The organism is Bacillus sp. AFS031507, from assembly GCF_002584635.1.
In the GTDB taxonomy this organism is placed as follows: domain Bacteria; phylum Bacillota; class Bacilli; order Bacillales; family Cytobacillaceae; genus Neobacillus.
In genome coordinates this window covers 69,853-90,377 of the sequence record NZ_NUOW01000007.1, presented here as the reverse complement: position 1 = coordinate 90,377, position 20,525 = coordinate 69,853, and the positions used below count along the sequence as shown (strand labels likewise).

Genomic DNA, 20,525 nt, shown 5'->3' with positions numbered 1-20,525 from the left:
CATTTTATAAAAATGAACTCCATTCACTGTTCGCAACTTAATCAGCATTACGACCTTGCTTGTGTGGACGAATGAATGCCGTGAAACAATTGATCGGTTTGCAGGTCAATGTATTCATCGAGTGTATATAATTTTTGCAGCGCCCAGCGGCGGAACGCCCACATTTGGCCCTCGACAATAATGTTATGGGAAATCAATTCGATCTGCTTTTCTGATAGCTGCAGCTCGCCATTGTCGACGCACCTTGTGATCAAGCTCTCAAACATCGCCGCCATTTCCATTTCTTTTTTCAGCACATAGGGAAGGGCATCCTTCGTCAGCGATTTGGCTTCTTGATACATGACAAGAACCTCATCCTGCATCTCATCAATCACTCGGAAATAATGACGGACACCCATCTTCAGGCTCAAAAGCGTGCCTTTTTTCTGCTCGAGATCCTGCTCGAGGCGCTCGCGAACATGATCATAGATACTGTCGCAAACGAGATAAAGGACGTCTTCCTTGGAGCGGATGTACTCATAAAGTGTCCCGATGCTAAAACCGGCCGCTTTCGCGATTTCCCTTGTCGTTGTCCGATGAAATCCCTTTTCCTTAAAAAGGCTGACGGCCCCTTTGATCATTTGATCACGCCTTTTCTGAACCAGACGTTCATCCTTTACAGAAGCCAGTACTTCCCGCTTTTCCATCATGCTCTAACCGCCTTATTTCGTGATCATCCGTGAGATAACGAGGCGTTGAATTTCTTGTGTTCCCTCGTAAATTTGCGTGATTTTTGCATCGCGCATAAATCGCTCAACTGGATAATCCTTTGTATAGCCATACCCGCCAAAAACTTGTACGGCCTCGGTTGTTACCTTCATCGCTGTATCGCCAGCAAATAACTTGGACATCGCTGACTCCTTGCCGTACGGCAGACCTTGTGACTCCAGCCATGCCGCTTGATAGGTTAATAATCTCGATGCCTCAATCCCGGTTGCCATATCCGCCAGCTTAAAGCCGATTCCTTGATTGGCGACGATTGGTTTCCCAAATTGATGGCGTTCCTTTGCATAATCCACTGCAGCATCGAGCGCCCCTTGAGCAATTCCGACGGCTTGCGCAGCGATGCCATTGCGGCCGCCATCAAGCGTCTGCATGGCAATTTTAAAGCCTTCGCCTTCTGCGCCGAGTCGATTGGCAACAGGAACCTTGCAATCTTCAAAAATAATTTCCGTTGTGGGCGAGGAACGAATGCCGAGTTTCTTTTCTTTTTTCCCAACCGAGAAGCCTGGGAAGTCGCTCTCGATAATAAACGCGGTTGTTCCTCTTTGTTTACTTGTTGGATCGGTTAATGCAAATACGACATAAATGTCGGCCACACCACCGTTTGTAATAAAGATTTTCGAACCATTAAGGACATAGTGATCTCCTTCTAGGCGTGCAGTTGTTCTCATCCCGCCTGCATCCGAACCGCTGCCAGGCTCTGTTAAGCCGTACGCGCCAATTTTGGTTCCTTCTGCCATTGGGCGCAGATAGGTTTGCTTTTGCTCCTCACTGCCAAATTTGTAAATCGGCCAGCCGGCTAGAGACGTATGGGCGGAGAGCATCACGCCTGTCGATGCATCAACACGAGACAGTTCTTCGACGGCAATACAGTAAGCAAGATAATCGCTGCCAATCCCGCCGTATTCTTCCGGCCACGGAATTCCGGTTAAGCCAAGCTCCGCCATTTTGTCAAAAATCTCGCGGTCAAAGCGCTCTTCCTCATCCCGCTCTGCGGCTGTCGGTGCTACTTCATTGCGCGCAAAATCCCGTACCATTTTCCGGATCATTTCATGTTCTTCAGAAAGTTTAAAGTTCATTTCAAGTCCTCCTATTTGGATGAATATATATTAAAAGATTAAGATTTGAACTCAGATTACTGTCTAGTTTCAGCGCCTAGGGGCTCGGGGTCATAAGCTTATCTAGTTTCGGCTCCTTGGGACTCGAGTCATAAACCACCCCCTGAAGAAGGCAAAAAGCGCCTTCTTGCAGGGTGCGTCTTATGCCTTCGTCCCAGGACAGTCGCCTCCACATTTAATTCAATCTGTCCTGAAGGTTAAAAAGCAACCTCCAAGCCAGCTCGTCTTATGCCTGTCGCCCCTGGACAAGGCGCTTCCGCTTTTCTTTAGAGATGCTTACTAATCACAATCCGTTGAATTTCGCTCGTGCCTTCATAAATTTCGGTTATTTTCGCGTCACGGAAATAGCGTTCAACTGGATAATCTTCGGTATAGCCGTAGCCGCCAAATACTTGGATCGCTTCGGTTGTTACCTCGACTGCTGTTTTGGTCGCGAACAGTTTCGCTATCGACGCCTCCAAGGTACATTTCAACCCTTGATTTCTCAGGTAGGCTGCCCGATAGACTAATAGTTTTGCCGCTTCGACACTGGTCGCCATGTCGGCTAGTTTGAAACCAATCCCTTGTTGGCGGGCGATCGGCTTGCCAAATTGCTGGCGGTCTTGGGCATAGGTGGTTGCGGCTGACAGTGCGGCCTCCGCAATCCCTAGTGCTTGGGTAGCAATCCCAATACGGCCGACATCAAGGTTCGCCATCGCGATTTTAAAGCCCTCGCCTTCTGCGCCGAGTAGGTTCTCTGCTGGAACTTGCATGTCCTCGAACGTAAGCTGGACAGTTCTCGAACCATGCAAGCCCATTTTCTTCTCATCCTTACCGACGATAAAGCCCGGGGTATTTTTTTCAACGATAAACGCAGAAATTCCCTTGCTGCCCTGTTCCGGATTCGTTTTGGCAAAAACAATATAGACATCGGCCTCGCCGCCGTTCGTAATGAACACCTTTGAGCCGTTAATGACGTAATGATCACCCTTCTTCACGGCACGGGACTTTAAGCTGGCAGCATCGGAACCTGAACTTGGCTCGGTTAAGCAAAACGCGCCAAGGTACTCCCCTGAAGCAAGCTTCGGCACATACTTATTTTTCTGTTCTTCTGAGCCAAAATAGACGATCGGGTTGGTGCAGACCGAGGTATGGACTGAAAGAATCACTCCCACCGTCGCACTGACTTTGGACAGCTCATGAATCGCTAGGATATAGGAGGTGAAGTCCATCGCGGCCCCGCCGTATTTTTCAGGTACAGGAATCCCCATCAGGCCAAGTTCGCCCATTTTGCGAAGGATTTCGCGCGGGAATTCGCCTCTTTCCATATTTTCAATAAACGGTGCAATTTCGCTGTTGGCAAAATCGCGAACCATTTTACGCATCATTTCTTGTTCTTCGGTGAATGAAAGATTCATGGTGGTCTCCCCTTTGGAAGAATGTAAAATCGTGGTACTCATCATCATCACGACCCCTTTTTCGAAGAAATGCTGTGTTTATTCGTACGTATAAAAACCGCGTCCTGTTTTCTTACCGAGCCAGCCTGCTTTCACATATTTACGGAGGAGCGGGCAGGGACGGTATTTGTCGTCGCCAAAACCTTGGTGAAGCGTTTCCATAATATACAGGCATGTATCTAGGCCGATAAAATCGGCCAAGGTTAACGGCCCCATTGGGTGGTTCATGCCGAGCTTCATGACTTCGTCGATCGCTTCCTTCGTAGCCACGCCCTCGTAAAGCGTATAAATCGCTTCGTTGATCATTGGCATCAGAATGCGGTTTGAGACAAAACCAGGGAAATCATTGACTTCAACCGGTACCTTGCTTAAGGTTTTTGTCATATCTTCAATGACTTGGTACACTTCATCAGCAGTCGCGAGGCCGCGAATGATTTCGACGAGCTTCATGACCGGAACCGGGTTCATGAAGTGCATGCCGATGACTTTTTCCGGACGCTTCGTTGCTGCCGCAATTTCGGTGATTGGCAGTGATGAGGTATTGCTCGCTAGTATTGTATGTGCTGGGGTAATTTCATCGAGTTGGGCAAAGATTTTTGTTTTGATGTCCATATTTTCAACGGCAGCCTCGATGACAAGGTCGACGTCACTGGCATCATTTAGGTCGGTTGAAGTGGTGATGTTGCTGAGAACTTCCTGTTTTTGCTCTTCGGTCAGGCGCCCTTTATCAACGTTCCGTGTAAGTATTTTATTGATCCCTGCTAAGCCACGTTCCACAAATTCCGGTTTTAGATCATTTAAGATGACCGAGTATCCCGCCTGGGCACAAACTTGGGCAATCCCTGAGCCCATTTGTCCTGCACCGATCACCATTAGCTTTGAAATTTTCATTTTTTCCCCTCCGAAGCAAGGCCGGAACGAGTCCGACCTAGATTTTTTATGTTTTTTTGTCTATTTTTACATCGGTTTTGTGTTAATTTAAGAGTACTTTTGAGTCATCTCAGTGTTTTGTGTTTTTTCAAACAAGCTTTTGTACCATCTCAGGTGTTTTGTACGAGTTTCTGGGTGTTTTGTGTCATTCCGGCAAGGTTTTGTGCCATTTTCCAAGTGTTTTGTGCCATTTTTGAATGGTTTTGTGCCAAAATTCAACTGTTTTGTTCAATTAGACATTATTTGAAAAAAACCAACTCTAAAAGTTAGCTTTTAGGAACCCTCCGTTGAACACGACTCCGATTAATCAAATTAATATCTCACCCTAGAGATTAGCCCTTCGGAACCTCGATCATCACGGCATCGCCTTGGCCGCCGCCGCTGCAAATTGCAGCAATCCCAATTCCGCCGCCGCGGCGCTTTAATTCGTGCATTAACGTAAGGATAATGCGCGCCCCGCTGGCACCAATCGGATGACCTAAGGCAACCGCACCGCCATTGACATTGACCTTTTCTGGGTCAAGACCGGCAATTTTCCCGCTCACTAAGGCAACTGCAGCGAAGGCTTCATTGATTTCAAATAAATCTACTTCCTCCAACGTTTTCCCTGTTTTTCGTAACAGCTCATTAATAACAAGTCCCGGTGTTTTCGGGAAATCCTTTGCTTCCACAGCGACCGCCGTATGGCCGATAATCACCGCTTCCGCCTGCCTGCCTTCACGAAGTGCTCGCTCTTCACTCATTAACACGAGGGCCGCGGCACCGTCATTGACCCCAGGGGCATTTCCTGCTGTAATCGTACCGGTTGAATTAAATACCGGCGCTAATTTAGCCAGCCGTTCAATCGATGTGTCTTTACGAGGTGATTCATCATTCTCGACAACAAGTGGTGCACCCTTCTGTTGTGGAACCTCAACCGATACGATTTCTTCCGCAAATTTCCCGCTCTCGATTGCGGCAATCGCGCGCTTGTGGCTTCGCAATGCCCACTCGTCCTGTGCTTCCCGGCTAATTTCCATATCGGCAGCCGCTACGTTGCCGTATGTGCCCATGTGAGCGCCGGTAAAGCTGCAGGTTAACCCGTCATGAATCATTAAATCTTTGACCTGCGCGTCACCCATTCGGAAGCCCCAGCGTGCTTTTGGTAAAACATATGGTGCATTGCTCATCGATTCCATTCCGCCTGCAACAATCACTTCTTCATCGCCAGCACGAATGATTTGGTCTGCCAAGGTGACACTGCGCATCCCTGACGCACAAACCTTATTGATTGTTTCGGTTTTCACTTCCCACGGCAATCCGGCGTGATGCACCGCTTGACGCGATGGAATCTGCCCTTGTCCCCCTTGTAAAACAGTTCCAAGAATGACTTCCTGTACGTCTTCAGGCTTCACTTCGGCACGAACTAATGCCTCTTTTACGGCAATTCCCCCGAGTTGGGAGGCAGTAAAGCTGCTTAGTGTTCCCCCTAATTTTCCAAAAGGCGTTCTAACCCCGCTTAAAATGACTGTTCTTCCCATTCAAAACACTCTCCCTTTTCCTAATATTCAGTCAAACTTTTTTTTAAAAAATTGCGGCGACTGAACGCTCGCTCAGGTAGGAACCAAAAAAGAAGCGCAGGCTCCTGCTTTTTTTAATAATGTTAATGTAAGCGTTTTAATCTACATACTATATTCTACATAAAAACGAGCAGAAGTTGAAATGTTTTACACAAAATTTTTAAAATTTTATGAATATGTTAACAAATCGAACCTCTGCTCCCCCTTAAAAACTATGCGATATCCCCGCAAACCGCTTTTTCAAGCAGCTCGGCCACATCGTAAGTCGAAACCTTTTCTTCCACTTCTTTTGCCTTCGTACCATCTGACAGCATCGTTAAGCAATACGGACAGCCTGAACTGATCACCGACGGATTAACTGCCAGGGCCTGCTCGGTTCTAGCCACGTTAATGCGGTGTCCGGTTTCTTCCTCCATCCACATCAAACCGCCGCCAGCACCACAGCACATCGCCTTCTCTCTGTTCCGCTCCATTTCAATCAACTTCACGCCCGGAATAGATTTAAGAATCTCACGTGGTGCATCATAGACATCATTGTAACGGCCTAAGTAACAAGAATCATGGAAAGTGATCGTTTCATCAACCGAATGTTTCGGCACGAGCTTGCCATCGCGAACTAACTCATAAAGAACCTCAGTATGATGGAACACTTCGACATCCTTTAAGCCAAAATCAGGGTATTCATTTTTGAAAATATTATAAGCATGCGGGTCGATCGTGACGATTTTCTTGACTTCTGCTTTTTCAAATTCCTCAATATTTTTCGTTGCCAGGTCTTGGAACAAGAATTCATTGCCGAGACGGCGCGGTGTGTCACCAGAATTTTTCTCTTTGTTGCCAAGAATCGCAAACTTCACGCCTGCTTCGTTCAGCAGCTTCGCAAACGACAAAGCAATCTTTTGGCTGCGATTATCGTAAGAGCCCATGGCGCCTACCCAGAAAAGGTATTCAAATTCTTCGCCGGCTTTATTCATCTCTTTCACAGTTGGCACATGAACATCTTCGCGGGCCTCGCGCCAAGTTTCACGTTCTTTTCTGTTCAAGCCCCATGGATTGCCTTGGCGTTCAATATTCGTCATCGCACGCTGAGCATCCGCATCCAATTTCCCTTCGGTTAAAACTAAATAACGGCGCAGGTCAATTATTTTATCGACATGCTCATTCATGACTGGACATTGGTCTTCACAATTCCGGCACGTTGTACATGCCCAAATTTCTTCTTCGGTAATGACATCGCCAATTAAGCTCGGGCTATAAGCTAATGCGGCAGCGGATTCCTGTGCGCCTTGACCTGCAGACGCAAGCGCCAGTTGATTTCCCTTCGTATTCGCAAATGCAATCGTTGGCACCCACGGCTGTTTCGAGGTAACCACAGCCCCATGATTCGTTAAGTGGTCACGAAGTTTGACGATTAAGTCCATCGGTGACAGCATTTTACCTGTTCCCGTTGCTGGACACATATTCGTACAGCGGCCACATTCAACACAAGCATAAAAATCGATCATTTGGTGCTGCGTAAAGTCTTCAATTTTTCCAACCCCAAACGTTTCTTGGGATTCATCTTCAAAATCAACTTTTTTCAATTTTCCTGGTTTATCTAACCGGTTAAAATATACATTCGCTGGACCCGCAATTAAGTGGGCATGTTTGGACTGCGGTACATACACTAAGAAAGTTAACAAGAATAATAAGTGCGCCCACCAAGCGATGTAAAAAATCACAATGGAGGCGGTTTCACCAATCCCTGAAAAGATGAGCGAAATCAGCGAGGCTACCGGTTCTGTCCATGAAGCCTCTTCCCCGTGCCAGATCAGACTCATTCCGTTGCCAAGTAAAACAGAAAGCATTAAACCACCAATAAATATAAGGACAAGACCCGATTTAAAGTTCCGCTTTAGGCGGACTAATTTTTCCACATAGCGGCGATAAAAAGCCCAAATGACAGCCACTAAGATCATCAGTGTGACAAGCTCTTGGAAAAAAGTGAACCCTGCATAAAGAGGTCCAAGCGGCAAATGTGCCCCAGGTTTAATCCCTTTGATAATAAAATCAATCGCGCCAAATTGGACCAGAATAAAACCGTAGAAGAACATGACGTGCATAATCCCGCTTTTTTTATCCTTCAGCAATTTCTTTTGGCCAAACACATTGACCCAAATTTTTTGAAGCCGCTCTTTCACATTGTTATCAAACTCAACCTTTTTCCCGAGTTTAATAAATTCAATACGGGTTTTCACTACATACACAAACAGACTGACTGCGTAAGCGGTTACAACAAGAAATGCAATCAGGTTGACCCATAGTAAACCATTCATATAAATGCCCCTTTCAGATAACTTCTAGAATATAAATAATTTTCAGAATCTACGTTTATCTTTATTATATTATGAATGAGCATTCAGTCAAATGATTTTTGAAAAGTTTGATTAACTTATATAAAAGGTAGCTTTCGGAAAAACTAACTAAACTGATTGGAGGAAAGAATTCTAATGATTTTTGCACTTTTTTCGAGCTTACTCCTATTTCTCATCATTCTATGGCTTGTATTAGATTTTAATTTAGGTAAAAAGAAGCATCTTTCCATTGTCAGTCGAAGAGAAACAGCCATCATTCATGGGAATTTTGATATTTTCACCCACGGAAAGAAGTTATTCGCCGACTATTTCCATGAACTGCGAAACGCGAAAAAGCATATTCATGTGCTATTTTATATTGTTAAAGACGATGCGATTAGTCGGGAGTTTTTCTCTATTTTAAAAGAAAAGGCACGGGCCGGGGTCGAAGTTCGGCTTCTTATTGACCGGCTTGGCAGCTGGAAGGTGAGGAAGGCGGCCGTTAAGTCTTTGCAGGAGGCGGGTGTTCGATTTGCTTTTAGCAATACAATCAAGCTCCCCTTCCTTTTTTATTCTTCTCAGATTCGGAATCACCGCAAGATTACAATTATTGACGGGGAAATTGGGTATCTTGGCGGTTTTAACGTAGGGAAGGAATATATTGACGAAGAGCCTTCCTTGGGGATCTGGCGCGATTACCATTTAAAAATTACCGGCCGGAGTGTAAATTTTTTGCAAAGTGAGTTTTTGATTGATTGGCACGAGTATGCGGGAGAAGATATTATGGGGAATCCGGCCTATTTTCCGACCCTAGCTGATGGTCCTGTCCGCCATCAGTATGTTCCAACGGAAGCCAACCAATTAGAGCAAAATTATCTTCGTCTGATTCAAAAAGCAACCCATTCGATGATCATCGGCACTCCCTACTTTATACCATGTCATAAGATTCTGGCCGAGTTACTTGCAGCCATCAAACGCGGGGTTCAGCTTTCCGTCATCGTCCCGTATACCGCTGACCATCTGCTTGTCCAAGAGGCCTCGTTCCGTTATTTACGGAAGCTAATTCGGGCGGGGGCGGCCGTTTATCAATATAAAAAAGGCTTTTATCATGCCAAGACACTCGTCATTGATGACAAACTCTGCGATATCGGCACCGCCAATTTTGATAAACGAAGCATGTATTTAAACAAGGAAATCAATTGCTATATTTATGACCCAGCCTTTATCCAGCGCTTGATGGATATCCTCAAAAAGGACATCGATGACTCAAAACCCCTGACATTAGCTGAACTTAACAAACCGAACCCTGTCCGCACCATTAAAGAGGGCATCGCTGCGGCCATTTCCTATTTTTTATAAGAAAGGAGTTTGTCTATGAAGATTCGGTTTGGGTATGTGTCACATGCGATTAGCTTATGGGATGCTTCACCCGCGAAGACGCTGACATTTACTCGTTATCAGGATTTAAGCCCCGCGGAACGGGAGGAAAAATTGCTTCATGTGACGAAGCAAAATCTGGACCACACCCTCAGGATGCTGTACTACAATATTGCTCATCAACTTGAATTGTATCGCTTATCTAGTTCGATTGTCCCGCTAGCGACCCATCCCGAAGTGAACTGGGACTTTGTAACCCCCTTTCGCTTGGTGTGGCAGGAAATTGGTGACCTTGTTAAAAGGAAAGGGCTGCGAGTGAGTTTTCATCCGAATCAATTTACCTTGTTTACCTCACTGCAAACGAAAATCACCGAAAATGCCGTGGTCGATATGAGCTACCATTATCGAATGTTTGAAGCGATGGGACTTGAGCAGGAGGGACTTATTAATATCCATATTGGTGGTGCCTATGGTGATAAACAGCAAACCTTACCTCGATTCCATCAAAACCTAACCAAGCTCCCAGCACCGATTAAACAAGTAATGACGCTGGAAAATGATGATAAAACCTATAATGCCGAAGAAACCTTAGCCGCCTGTGAAAAAGAAACGATCCCGTTTGTATTCGATTATCATCACCATATCGCCAATCTGTGTGAAACTGCACTTGAGGATTTGCTCCCGCGGATTTTTCAGACGTGGAAGCATGCACGCCACATCCCGAAGGTGCATATTTCCTCCCCCAAAAACGAGAAGGAATTCCGCTCCCACGCTGATTTTGTCGACCCGGAATTTATCATGCCTTTTTTGAAAATGCTGCGCGAAATCGGTGCGGATATTGATTTCATGATCGAGGCCAAAGCAAAGGATCAAGCCGCACTGAAATTAATCGAAGATCTCAGCCAGATCCGCGGCTTTAAACGGATCAGCGGCGGTGCAATTGAGGTAAAATAGATTAGCCGCTGGGCTCTCGAGGCTAGGCACAATAGAAAAAAGTCTTCGAACGACTTCGAAGACTTTTTTCTATTCCTCAATTAAGTTTAAAACAGGAACCTCCCGCTCATTGTCCGGGTCCGTTCTTGAGTATATTCGTGCCACTTGTGTGGCTTCATCGACATGTTGAATAATCACAGGCGTCCCCTCATAGGTCACATTAAACATGTCGGCAGATTCGACGATTTCCTTCGCTCTTCCCACATTCATCCGCTTCATCCACTCCTCGCTCAAAGTTCCCTACTAGTATTTGCCTTTTATTAGGTAATATTCATAAATAGGGACAAGTTTACCTAGATAAAGTCTGTATGCTTTTCAGGTTACTGTCGGGTTTTGATCCTTTACTGTCCGCCTTACTTAGTTTACTGTCCAGGTCTCCGATTTACTGTCGACTTTAATCAACTTACTGTCCACTTTTTCCAGTTTACTGTCCACTCCATGTAATTCTGAATATTCACATAACAATTACAACAACCACAATAAAAAAAGCCCCCTTAACCAAGTAAGGGAGCTGAGAAATTACATTTTTTCAGGAGCTGAAACCCCAATTAACGCCAGCGCATTGCGGAGTGTAATCTGCACCGCTCGCACCAACGCGAGGCGTGCCTTAGTGCGCTCTACATTATCAAGGTCGAGCACTTTTTCCGCATTATAAAAACTGTGGAACGTCGACGCTAAATCAAAGATATAGTTCGTAATCCGGTGCGGGACGCGCTTCTGTGCGGCCTCGCCAACAGCCAACGGGAACTCACCAAGCTTCTTCAATAAATCCATTTCCTTTTCCGATGCCACTAATGAAAAATCCGCATCTGCATCAACGCGAACACCCTGCTCTTCACCCGAACGGAGAATACTAGAAATCCGTGCATGGGCATAATGCGCATAATAAACTGGATTTTCATTCGACTCCGACACCGCTAAATCCAAATCAAAGTCCATATGCGTATCCGAGCTGCGCATCGCAAAGAAATAACGCGTCGCATCAAGGCCGACCTCATCGACCAAATCACGCATCGTGACCGCTTTCCCGGTCCGCTTACTCATCTTCATCTTCTCGCCATTTTTATAAAGGTGAACCAGTTGAATGATCTCCACCTCAAGCGCCTCGCGGCTAAACCCGAGCGCCTGAATCGCCGCCTTCATCCGTGGGATATAGCCATGGTGATCCGCGCCCCAAATATTAATCAACTTCTCAAAGCCGCGGCCCAGTTTGTCCTTATGATAAGCAATATCCGGCGTCAAATACGTATACGATCCATCCTGCTTAATTAACACACGGTCCTTGTCATCGCCAAAATCCGTCGAGCGCAGCCAAGTCGCACCGTCTTCCTCATACACATAACCGCTCGCCCGCAATGCGGCCAACGCCTCATCAATTTTTCCATTTTTATAAAGAGACGTTTCCGAGTACCAGACATCAAAGCCAACGCGGAAATCCTCAAGGTCCTGCTTCAACTTCGCCATTTCATATTTCAGACCGTACTCACGGAAAAATTCCTGGCGCACTTCAACGGAAACATGCACATACTTGTCGCCAAATTCTTCAGCCAAAGTTTTCCCAATGCCAATAATATCGGCACCATGGTAACCGCCCTCCGGCATATCTTTTTCCAAACCAAGTGCCTGGAAATACCGTGCTTCCACCGACAATGCCAAATTATTAATCTGGTTCCCAGCGTCATTAATATAGTACTCACGCGAAACATCATATCCCGCTTTGTCCAAAATATTACACAACGAATCGCCGACCGCTGCTCCGCGGGCATGACCAAGGTGCAGATCACCCGTTGGATTGGCCGACACAAACTCCACCATAATTTTCTCGTTGCCGCCAACCGTGGTCTCACCGTACCGCTCGCCTGCATTTAGCACCGTCGGAATCAGCTCCGTTAAATAACTATTATTCATATAAAAATTGATAAACCCCGGCCCCGCCAGTTCAATTTTTTCAATCGAAGCCTTCGAGCGGTCCATATTCTCAATCAATGCCTCCGCAATCACTCTTGGCGCCTTCTTCGCAACACGAGTCAGCTGCATCGCCATATTGGTCGAATAATCACCGTGCGCCTTCTCCTTCGGCGTTTCAAGAACCACAGCAGGAATCTGCTCCTCCGTTGCCAGACCCGCCTTCAGCACCGCCGCGCGAATCTCTTCTTTTAACTTGCTTTGTACTTGTTCAACTATGTTCATGTTTATCCTCCTGAAAGGTAATTTCCAAATGGTATGTACCGGCATGCGAGCCCTGCATCGTAAAATCATAAAGGATATCAATCAAGCCATCCGAATGCTCAATCCGCTTTGCCAGCGTCATCGTCTCAAAGGTACCAAACGGCATTTCATAACTGCCGCGCAGCTTCTTGTGCAAGCGAAACGGCAAACGCATCTTCACCGCACCACCGCGCAATATCAGAGCCTCATCCCCAGCCACCTTCACAATCGTCCGCACATTGCCCTCATCCTGCACCTCTTCATACTTAAGAAACGAGGCCCCATCTTTTTGCAGATACTGGCCAAACACCGCCAGCTCATAGACTTCCTTGCCCCCATGCTGATGAATCGTCGTTTTTACATTAATTTTCATAGGAATTTCCGTACTAGACAAACGAAATCGCACTTCCTTTTTTCTTTTTTAAAAAGGAACTCAGTAACACTCTTTGGAATGGTTCTAGTCCTAGTAATTGACTTAACTGCGCTATTGCATACTTTTTCTATTATAAACATTGATGGGGAACAAATCAAAAAATGCCCGCCCCCATAAAGGGCCGGGCAACTTAAATTTGAAAACTGTCTAGCTCCAGCGCCTAGGCGCTTCCGCTTTTCTGTTTATTTCACCCAGCCAAGCAGCATTTCACGAATTAATTTGCTCGCTGTATTGGCCGTTTGCTCGGAAGGATCATAGATTGGCGCAACCTCAACCAGGTCCCCGCCGACAACATTCACTTCAGAACGGGCAATCGCATGAATCGAGGCAAGCAGCTCTTTTGAGGTGATCCCGCCGCAATCAACCGTACCTGTGCCAGGTGCATGCGCCGGATCAAGGACATCGATATCAATCGTGACATAAACCGGACGTCCGGCAAGTGTCGGCAGGATTTCTTTTAATGGCTCAAGCACTTCAAACTTCGAAATATGCATCCCGTTTTGCTTCGCCCACTCAAATTCTTCCTTCATCCCTGAACGGATCCCGAAGGAATAAACGTTGTTCGGCCCGATATGTTCCGCAATCTTGCGGATCGGGGTCGAGTGCGATAACGGTTCGCCTTCATATTGCTCACGTAAATCGGTGTGGGCATCAAAATGGATAATTGCTAAATCTGGATACTTTTTATACATAGCTTTCATGACCGGCCAAGAGACCAGATGCTCGCCGCCCATACCAAGCGGAAACTTGCCGGCAGCAAGGACTTGGTCGACAAAATCTTCAATGATATCAATGCTCTTTTGTGGATTTCCGAATGGAAGCGGAATATCGCCAGCATCGTAATATTTTACATCCTCAAGTTCACGGTCAAGATAGGCGCTGTACTCTTCTAAACCGATCGACACCTCGCGGATGCGGGCAGGACCAAAACGTGACCCCGGACGATAACTTACCGTCCAATCCATCGGCATCCCGTAAAGAACAACCTGACTCTCCTCAAAATTCGGATGACTCTTAATAAACACATTCCCTGAATACGCCTCATCAAAACGCATCTATGTATCCCTCGCTCTCTATTCTATAAGGGTGTCAGGCACCATCGGTGGACAAAATACTCACTTTGTCCGTACGGAGTGGATACTTATGATTTTGTACCACTTTCTTTGTGGTGCCTGACACCACTTCATTATATCTATTTGAATTACTTCAATAAATCCCCAACAAACTTAGGCAATACGAATGCTGCTTTGTGAAGCTCTTTTGTGTAGTATTTTGTTTCGATTTCGTGGAAGCGGTCTTCGCTTACTTCTAATGGATCGTATTTCTTTGAACCGATTGTGAATGCCCATAAGCCGCTTGGGTACGTAGGGATATTCGCTACATACAAACGGGTAATTGGGAAGATTTCACGAACATCGCGTTGTACGTTACGGATTAAATCCGCTTTAAACCACGGATTGTCAGATTGAGCCACAAAGATTCCGTCTTCTTTCAATGCCTTCGAGATTCCTGCATAGAAACCTTTTGTAAATAGGTTAACCGCTGGTCCGACTGGCTCAGTTGAATCAACCATAATGACGTCATACTCATTTTCGCTGTTGGCAATGTGCATGAATCCGTCGTCGACTTGGACATCCACCCGTGGGTCATCAAGCATCCCTGCAATCTCCGGAAGGAATTTCTTCGAGTACTCAATTACTTTGCCATCAATATCAACAAGCGTTGCTTTCTTCACACTTGGGTGCTTTAACACTTCACGAATCACACCGCCATCGCCGCCGCCGACAACAAGAACATTCTCAGGGTTTGGGTGTGTAAATAAAGGAACGTGTGCCACCATTTCATGGTAAACAAACTCATCGCGGACAGAAGTCATCACCATGTCGTCTAATAACAGCATGTTGCCCCACTCTTCTGTTTCAATCATATCGAGCTTTTGAAATTCCGTTTGTTCTGTATGTAAGGTTTTATTTACTTTCATGGTGATTCCAAAGTTTTCGGTTTGTTTTTCTGTAAACCAAATTGACATGTTCATCTTCCCTTCACTTCATTCTATTTATACCTCTAGTTAATTACAAAGTAATCACTTCAATTTTATAGTACCCAAACTATTGAATTACAATCACACCAAAAAGTCTAGCAAAATTTAAATAAATCCTACATTAAATGTTTAAAATGACTCTATTTTTTCAATACTATTACTATCTAATTTTTTAAAATCTGGAAATACGGTGGTGAGATATAGTGGAAATCATGACTGATCAAGGGTTTCGGAAGACGATTAAATATTTGCGGGCAGCTATTATCATCAGTTTGATAGGCATGATTTGTATGCTTATTCTCTTCCTTGGGATTCTAGCCTATGCAAAAATCCTCGGCGCGCCGCCGCTCGCCGTGCCGCAATCGACCCTTTTCTTTGCCGATGACGGGACGTTGATTGGCGAAAGTAATAGTGGCCAAAAACGGTATTGGGCCCGGTTAGAGGATATTTCACCGGATATTGTCGCGGCAACGATCTCGATTGAGGATAAAAATTTTTACGAGCACCATGGCTTCGATTTTAAGCGAATTGGGGGTGCCGTCCTAGCTGATATTCAAGCTTTCGCAAAGGTACAGGGGGCAAGCACAATAACCCAGCAATATGCTCGAAATCTATTTCTCGAACACGATAAAACGTGGACACGGAAGCTGCACGAGGCTTTTTATACGATCCGCATCGAGATGAATTATTCAAAAAAGGAAATTCTCGAAGGCTATTTAAATACGATTTACTATGGCAACGGGGCCTATGGTGTACAGGCGGCCAGCCAATATTATTTTGGAAAAGATGCAGCTGACTTAAACCTTGCGGAAGCGAGCATGCTCGCCGGAATTCCAAAGGGGCCGGGAATCTACTCTCCGCTTGCCTCGATGGAACATGCGAAAAAGCGTCAGACGATTATTTTAAAAAGCATGGTGACGAATCATTACATTAAGAAAAAAGAAGCAATAGATGCTGCCATGCAGCCGCTGACTATCGTCGGCGCTCATAACACACAAAAAGTGAAGGTAGCTCCTTATTTTCAGGATGCTGTCAGAAATGCCTTAAAAAATCAATTACATTTAGATGACCGCACGATTGCCCTCGGCGGATTAAAAGTCTATACCACGCTTAATCGTAAACAGCAGGAGGCAGCTGAAAGCCAGGTTCATAAATATGTCGCGAATCTATCGGAAATTCAAGTGGGTTTAGTGGCAATGGATCCAAAAAATGGCTATGTGAAAGCGATGGTCGGCGGCAGGGATTATGAAAAGAGCCCGTTTAACCGCGCCGTTCAGGCGATCAGGCAGCCAGGCTCCACGATCAAGCCGCTGCTGTATTACGCAGCCCTTGAGCAGGGGTTCACGCCATCCTCGACGATGCGCAGTGAGTTTACGACCTTCCATTTTGACGATGGCCAGGCTGATTATACCCCGCATAACTTTAACAATAAGTATGCCGACGGAGAAATCACACTTGCCCAAGCGCTCGCTGTTTCTGATAATATTTTTGCCGTCAAAACGCATTTATTTTTAGGAGAAGAGACATTAATTGAAACGGCTAGGAAATTTGGCCTTTCTTCTAAAATGGCTCGTGTTCCGTCACTCGCGTTGGGGACTTCAGGCGTACGAGTCATTGAAATGGCAAATGCATATAGTCTGTTTGCAAACGGTGGGAAAAAGGTGAATCCAACCTTAATTACCAGAGTGGAAGACTACAATGGCAATGTTATTTTTGAAAAGGAAAATGAGACGAAAAAAGTGTTGGACCCAGCAAAGGCCTTTGTAATGACGCAAATGTTGACGGGGATTTTTGATCCGAAGTTAAATGGCTATGCCAAGGTAACTGGCAGCACGGTCATTAAGGATATTTCGCGCCCTTATGCAGGTAAATCAGGCTCTACGGAAACGGATAGCTGGATGATTGGCTACTCGCCGCAGCTGGTTACCGCCGTTTGGGCTGGCTACGATATGGGAAAACCGATTGAGCTGGTCGCGGAAAAAACATACGCCAAGAATATCTGGGCTAATTTTATGGAAGAAGCCTTAAAAGGAAAGCCCGTGAAGGCGTTTAAAGCACCGAAAGAAGGTGTCAAAGGGGTGTATGTCAATCCTGAGAATGGTAAACTGGCGACAAAGGATTGTCCAGTGCGCCGCTTTACCTATTTTGTCGCTGGAACGGAGCCAACCGAATACTGCACAGAGCATCTCAACCGTCATCAATCCGTGCCTGCAAATCATAAAGATACCAACAAGAAAGTGCCGTGGTACAAAAAGATTATGCCATGGTAAGAAAAGCGGAGGCGCCCGTTTAGCGAGTGCTTGACTTATCGTAGGGAAAAGAGCGAAGTCCACTAGCCGTTGGACGCTGCAGCTAGACAGTTTTCTATGTTAAATTGTTTTATTGAAATAGAAAAGCTCCGGAAAAATTTCCGGAGCTTTTCTTGTCCTAGTTTTAAAGCGTTTTTACACTGCTTATAATACTATATCTTTTGAAAAAACTACAAGCATTTATTTTTTATTCAGCCAATAAACCACGTTTTAGCTCATCCGTCGAGTTGTTCCACAAGACCTCATTATGATTGCGCAAGAAATCGGCTAACACCTTTTTCGAATTCGCATCCATATCGTCCACAATGATATGGCGCTTCAAAGACTTATCCATGCGGTTCACGTGTTCAGGCAAGGATTTGTAGCCGCGTCGAATTTCGCGGTCAACCGTCATAAAGCAAGCCGTAACACCGGCGTAATAAGGACCTTCTTGCTTGCGGTCAATCGTTACCCACACAAGCCAATACGGTTTCCCGTTCGGAACCTCTTCTTGTGTTTTCAAAAATTTAATTCCCTTTTCCACGACGCTGCGGGCATGCATCGCACCGACATCAATCTCAGCTTCGCCTGCATCGACATCAATGATGACCGGCGACACATTATCAAGGCTCAATGCCCCTTTTCCGTAGCCTTTGTGACCATCCGTCGGGTCACTTTTTATAATATTAAAACCAAGCTTCTTCTTATTTTCATCCATTAAAATGCAAACCTCCTAAAAAAACAACATACTAAAGAAATTACTTAACCCATCCCACACCCAAGGAATGACCACCCCAAATATAGGCTCAATCGTAAATTTATCAAGTGGTGTAAAAACTAAGATTAAGAAGATCAACGCACCATACTGTTCATACTGGGTCATTTTTGCCCGCACATGGGCGGGGGCTAAATCCTCAACAATCCGGTAACCATCGAGCGGTGGAAAGGGTAACAGGTTAAAAATAAATAGAACAATATTAAGCCTGATAAATATTTCGAGAAAATCATAGAAACTATCTGGTGCGATGACGCCGGAACGGTTTAATCCAAACGCGACAATGAAGCCTAACGAAGCTAAAATAAGATTGCTGAGCGGCCCTGCAATGGAAACGAGAATTCCTGCCAGGCGAGGCTTTTTAAAGAAAAAGCGATTAACCGGAACCGGTCGGGCCCAGCCAAAGCCGGCAATGAAAATTAAAATCGTTCCAATCGGATCCAGATGCTTGAGTGGATTCAGCGTCAAGCGTCCTTGGTTCTTTGCCGTCATGTCCCCGAATTTATAGGCAACAAACGCGTGAGCAAATTCGTGAAACGTAAAGGCAATCATCAGGGTTATTGCCAAATAGGGAATCATGCTAAGTGGATAGGCAAGAAAATTTTCCAACGCATATCTCCTTCCATCTCTAACGGATGGCACGCTTTGTATGGTGCACAAGCTCCGTTTTTCTATCTATACTATATTCCTTTAAGTATACATGAAACCGTTTATAAAAAGAAAATCAAAAGTGTCTTCTGTTATTGCACTTTTCGTCGATTTGTGGAAAACTTAAAATGAAAAGTGGAAGAGTTATAAAGGAGGAAAAAAAACATGCCATATGTTACCGTAAAAATGCTTGAAGGACGTACCGATGAACAGAAACGTGAACTTGTTTCAAGAGTAACCGAAGCAGTCAGCGAAACAACAGGAGCTCCCAAAGAAGCGATCCACGTAATGATCGATGAAATGAGCAAAAGCAATCTTGGAATTGCCGGCGTCAGAAAAAGCGACCAATAATTAGAAAAGCGGAAGCGCCTGCTTAGCGGCGTATGGACTGGAGCTCTTTGACTAAGATAAAGGAAACACGGAGAGCGTTAGCGCATTCGTGCTTGACTTATCGTAGGGAAAAGGGCGAAGTACACTAGCCGCTTGGCCGCTTGCGCTAGACAGTAATCTAAGTAGAGGTGTCAGGCACCATTGTGAAATTTTCACATGGTGCCTGACACCTTTTTTGTGCACTTTTTGATGTTACAAAAACTTCATCTCGTCTTTTGGACTTCCAATTTTCATTTTTTCCAGCTCAAGCTTCATTTTTTCGGTTTCAGCGAGATAATTTATATGTTTTAGTTTTTCGAGTTCGAGCTCATCCTTCAGCATATCGGCCTTTATCTTCGACTGCTTCTGAAAATGACTGGTAATGATGGCAGTGATCGGAATCCCAAATACCATAATGACCGCAATTGTCCCTGTCATAGCGCAAAGTCCCCCCCAAAATATCATTTTTTCCCTCTTTATACAAATCATAACAAATCCACAACTAAAAAAGTATTGATTTAACTGAAAATTGCGTGCGATTGTACGGATTCCGATAGACAGAATTCCACAAGGGAACAGGAGAAATGTCTTCAGTACCAGTTCCGATGGACAAAAACTCACTAGGAACAAGTGAAATGTCTTTCGGACGGGCTCCGATGGTCTCAAAAAACACCACCCAGACTCCGCAGCAGTCCAAATGGTGTTCATAAACTTATTGAATTTTACCTTTTAAGGATTCGATATATTGATATGCCTCATCGATTTCCGCTTCCGTATAGCGCTGGCTGGCTTTTAATGAAAACACCTTGTTCATGACCTCTTCTTTTGGAAGATTATCAAAATATAAAACCGTGGAAACCAACTCCAAGAATCTAGCATTCTGCTCATTCATATCCACCAGGCAATCCTGCAAAAATGGCATCTCAACCTCATTCACACTTAAAAATTCTTTTCCCGGCTCCGTCAATGTGTAGCGATACTGAAAATAACCGCCCTTTTTCTCCTTCACCTCATTGAGAAATCCCATATTACAAAGCTCTTCGACTCGTAACGTCAATTCCTCTGAGTAGGGGCCATAAAAGTGAAACTGGAACCGCTCATGAAAAGGGAAAGCCACCTTTTTGGCAATATATATCATCTTTTGCAGCTTTTTTCGTCCGATAATTTCACCGGAAACCATAACCGCCTGCATCAGCTTCGCGTGATCATTTAACAACGTTCGTCATCTCCTACTCCATCTCAACAGATCAATATT

Annotated in this window: 19 protein-coding genes; 4 read left to right on the top strand and 15 right to left on the bottom strand. The window is 45.2% G+C overall.

All coding sequences use genetic code 11. The annotated features are described in order from the left end of the window. Positions 1-47 precede the first annotated feature (47 nt). From COE25_RS09005 to COE25_RS08980, 6 genes are all read right to left on the bottom strand, one after another. Positions 48-686 (bottom strand): TetR/AcrR family transcriptional regulator, encoded by a 639-nt coding sequence (locus COE25_RS09005; protein WP_098932523.1) that lies wholly within the window; start codon positions 684-686, stop codon positions 48-50. A gap of 15 nt (positions 687-701) precedes the next feature. Next, positions 702-1,841, bottom strand: coding sequence for an acyl-CoA dehydrogenase (locus COE25_RS09000; protein WP_098932368.1), 1,140 nt, complete (start codon positions 1,839-1,841; stop codon positions 702-704). A gap of 305 nt (positions 1,842-2,146) precedes the next feature. Further along, a complete protein-coding gene (locus COE25_RS08995; protein ID WP_098932522.1) occupies positions 2,147-3,277 on the bottom strand; it encodes an acyl-CoA dehydrogenase in 1,131 nt (376 codons plus the stop codon). 78 nt (positions 3,278-3,355) lie between these two features. Next, positions 3,356-4,207, bottom strand: coding sequence for a 3-hydroxybutyryl-CoA dehydrogenase (locus tag COE25_RS08990; protein ID WP_098932367.1), 852 nt, complete (start codon positions 4,205-4,207; stop codon positions 3,356-3,358). A 371-nt stretch (positions 4,208-4,578) separates the two neighbouring features. Next, positions 4,579-5,766: an acetyl-CoA C-acetyltransferase gene (locus COE25_RS08985; RefSeq protein ID WP_098932366.1), complete on the bottom strand. Its 1,188-nt coding sequence runs from the start codon at positions 5,764-5,766 to the stop codon at positions 4,579-4,581. A gap of 251 nt (positions 5,767-6,017) precedes the next feature. Beyond that, positions 6,018-8,120 (bottom strand): 4Fe-4S dicluster domain-containing protein, encoded by a 2,103-nt coding sequence (locus COE25_RS08980; protein ID WP_098932365.1) that lies wholly within the window; start codon positions 8,118-8,120, stop codon positions 6,018-6,020. Positions 8,121-8,294: 174 nt separating this feature from the next. Between COE25_RS08980 and cls the strand changes: the two genes are divergently transcribed. Both cls and uvsE read left to right on the top strand, forming a co-directional pair. Beyond that, positions 8,295-9,497, top strand: coding sequence for a cardiolipin synthase (gene cls / locus COE25_RS08975; protein WP_098932364.1), 1,203 nt, complete (start codon positions 8,295-8,297; stop codon positions 9,495-9,497). A 15-nt stretch (positions 9,498-9,512) separates the two neighbouring features. Further along, entirely contained in the window at positions 9,513-10,469 is a 957-nt protein-coding gene (gene uvsE / locus COE25_RS08970) for a UV DNA damage repair endonuclease UvsE (protein ID WP_098932363.1), read from the top strand. A 69-nt stretch (positions 10,470-10,538) separates the two neighbouring features. Here the strand turns inward: uvsE and COE25_RS08965 are convergent, their stop codons facing one another. The 5 genes from COE25_RS08965 to speE form a co-directional block, all read right to left on the bottom strand. Next, positions 10,539-10,718 (bottom strand): H-type small acid-soluble spore protein, encoded by a 180-nt coding sequence (locus COE25_RS08965; protein WP_088084773.1) that lies wholly within the window; start codon positions 10,716-10,718, stop codon positions 10,539-10,541. Positions 10,719-11,027: 309 nt separating this feature from the next. Further along, positions 11,028-12,698, bottom strand: coding sequence for an arginine--tRNA ligase (argS, locus tag COE25_RS08960; protein WP_098932362.1), 1,671 nt, complete (start codon positions 12,696-12,698; stop codon positions 11,028-11,030). Then, complete coding sequence (locus COE25_RS08955) at positions 12,685-13,110, bottom strand: YwiB family protein (RefSeq protein WP_257208749.1); 426 nt, start codon at positions 13,108-13,110, stop codon at positions 12,685-12,687. Before COE25_RS08955 ends, argS begins: the two co-directional genes overlap by 14 nt. Before the next feature lie 221 nt (positions 13,111-13,331). Continuing rightward, positions 13,332-14,204: an agmatinase gene (gene speB, locus COE25_RS08950; protein WP_088084775.1), complete on the bottom strand. Its 873-nt coding sequence runs from the start codon at positions 14,202-14,204 to the stop codon at positions 13,332-13,334. A 146-nt stretch (positions 14,205-14,350) separates the two neighbouring features. After that, positions 14,351-15,178: a spermidine synthase gene (gene speE, locus COE25_RS08945; RefSeq protein WP_098260207.1), complete on the bottom strand. Its 828-nt coding sequence runs from the start codon at positions 15,176-15,178 to the stop codon at positions 14,351-14,353. Between the two features lie 215 nt (positions 15,179-15,393). Here speE and COE25_RS08940 point away from each other — a divergent pair, with 215 nt between their 5' ends. After that, on the top strand, positions 15,394-17,460 hold the full coding sequence (locus COE25_RS08940) for a transglycosylase domain-containing protein (protein WP_098932361.1): 2,067 nt from the start codon (positions 15,394-15,396) through the stop codon (positions 17,458-17,460). A gap of 226 nt (positions 17,461-17,686) precedes the next feature. Here COE25_RS08940 and COE25_RS08935 read toward each other — a convergent pair whose 3' ends face one another. Together COE25_RS08935 and COE25_RS08930 are read right to left on the bottom strand one after the other, a co-directional pair. Then, positions 17,687-18,196 carry a YwhD family protein gene (locus COE25_RS08935; RefSeq protein ID WP_088084778.1) on the bottom strand — a complete coding sequence of 170 codons (510 nt, stop codon included), beginning with the start codon at positions 18,194-18,196 and terminating at the stop codon, positions 17,687-17,689. Positions 18,197-18,211: 15 nt separating this feature from the next. Further along, positions 18,212-18,862, bottom strand: a complete 651-nt coding sequence (locus tag COE25_RS08930; RefSeq protein ID WP_098932360.1) for a site-2 protease family protein — start codon at positions 18,860-18,862, stop codon at positions 18,212-18,214. 204 nt (positions 18,863-19,066) lie between these two features. Here COE25_RS08930 and COE25_RS08925 point away from each other — a divergent pair, with 204 nt between their 5' ends. Then, positions 19,067-19,252, top strand: coding sequence for a 2-hydroxymuconate tautomerase (locus COE25_RS08925; RefSeq protein WP_088084780.1), 186 nt, complete (start codon positions 19,067-19,069; stop codon positions 19,250-19,252). A 231-nt stretch (positions 19,253-19,483) separates the two neighbouring features. Here COE25_RS08925 and COE25_RS08920 read toward each other — a convergent pair whose 3' ends face one another. Together COE25_RS08920 and COE25_RS08915 are read right to left on the bottom strand one after the other, a co-directional pair. Then, entirely contained in the window at positions 19,484-19,708 is a 225-nt protein-coding gene (locus COE25_RS08920) for a hypothetical protein (protein WP_088084781.1), read from the bottom strand. Positions 19,709-19,982: 274 nt separating this feature from the next. Continuing rightward, positions 19,983-20,486 (bottom strand): YwgA family protein, encoded by a 504-nt coding sequence (locus COE25_RS08915; protein ID WP_098932359.1) that lies wholly within the window; start codon positions 20,484-20,486, stop codon positions 19,983-19,985. Between the last annotated feature and the right edge of the window lie 39 nt (positions 20,487-20,525).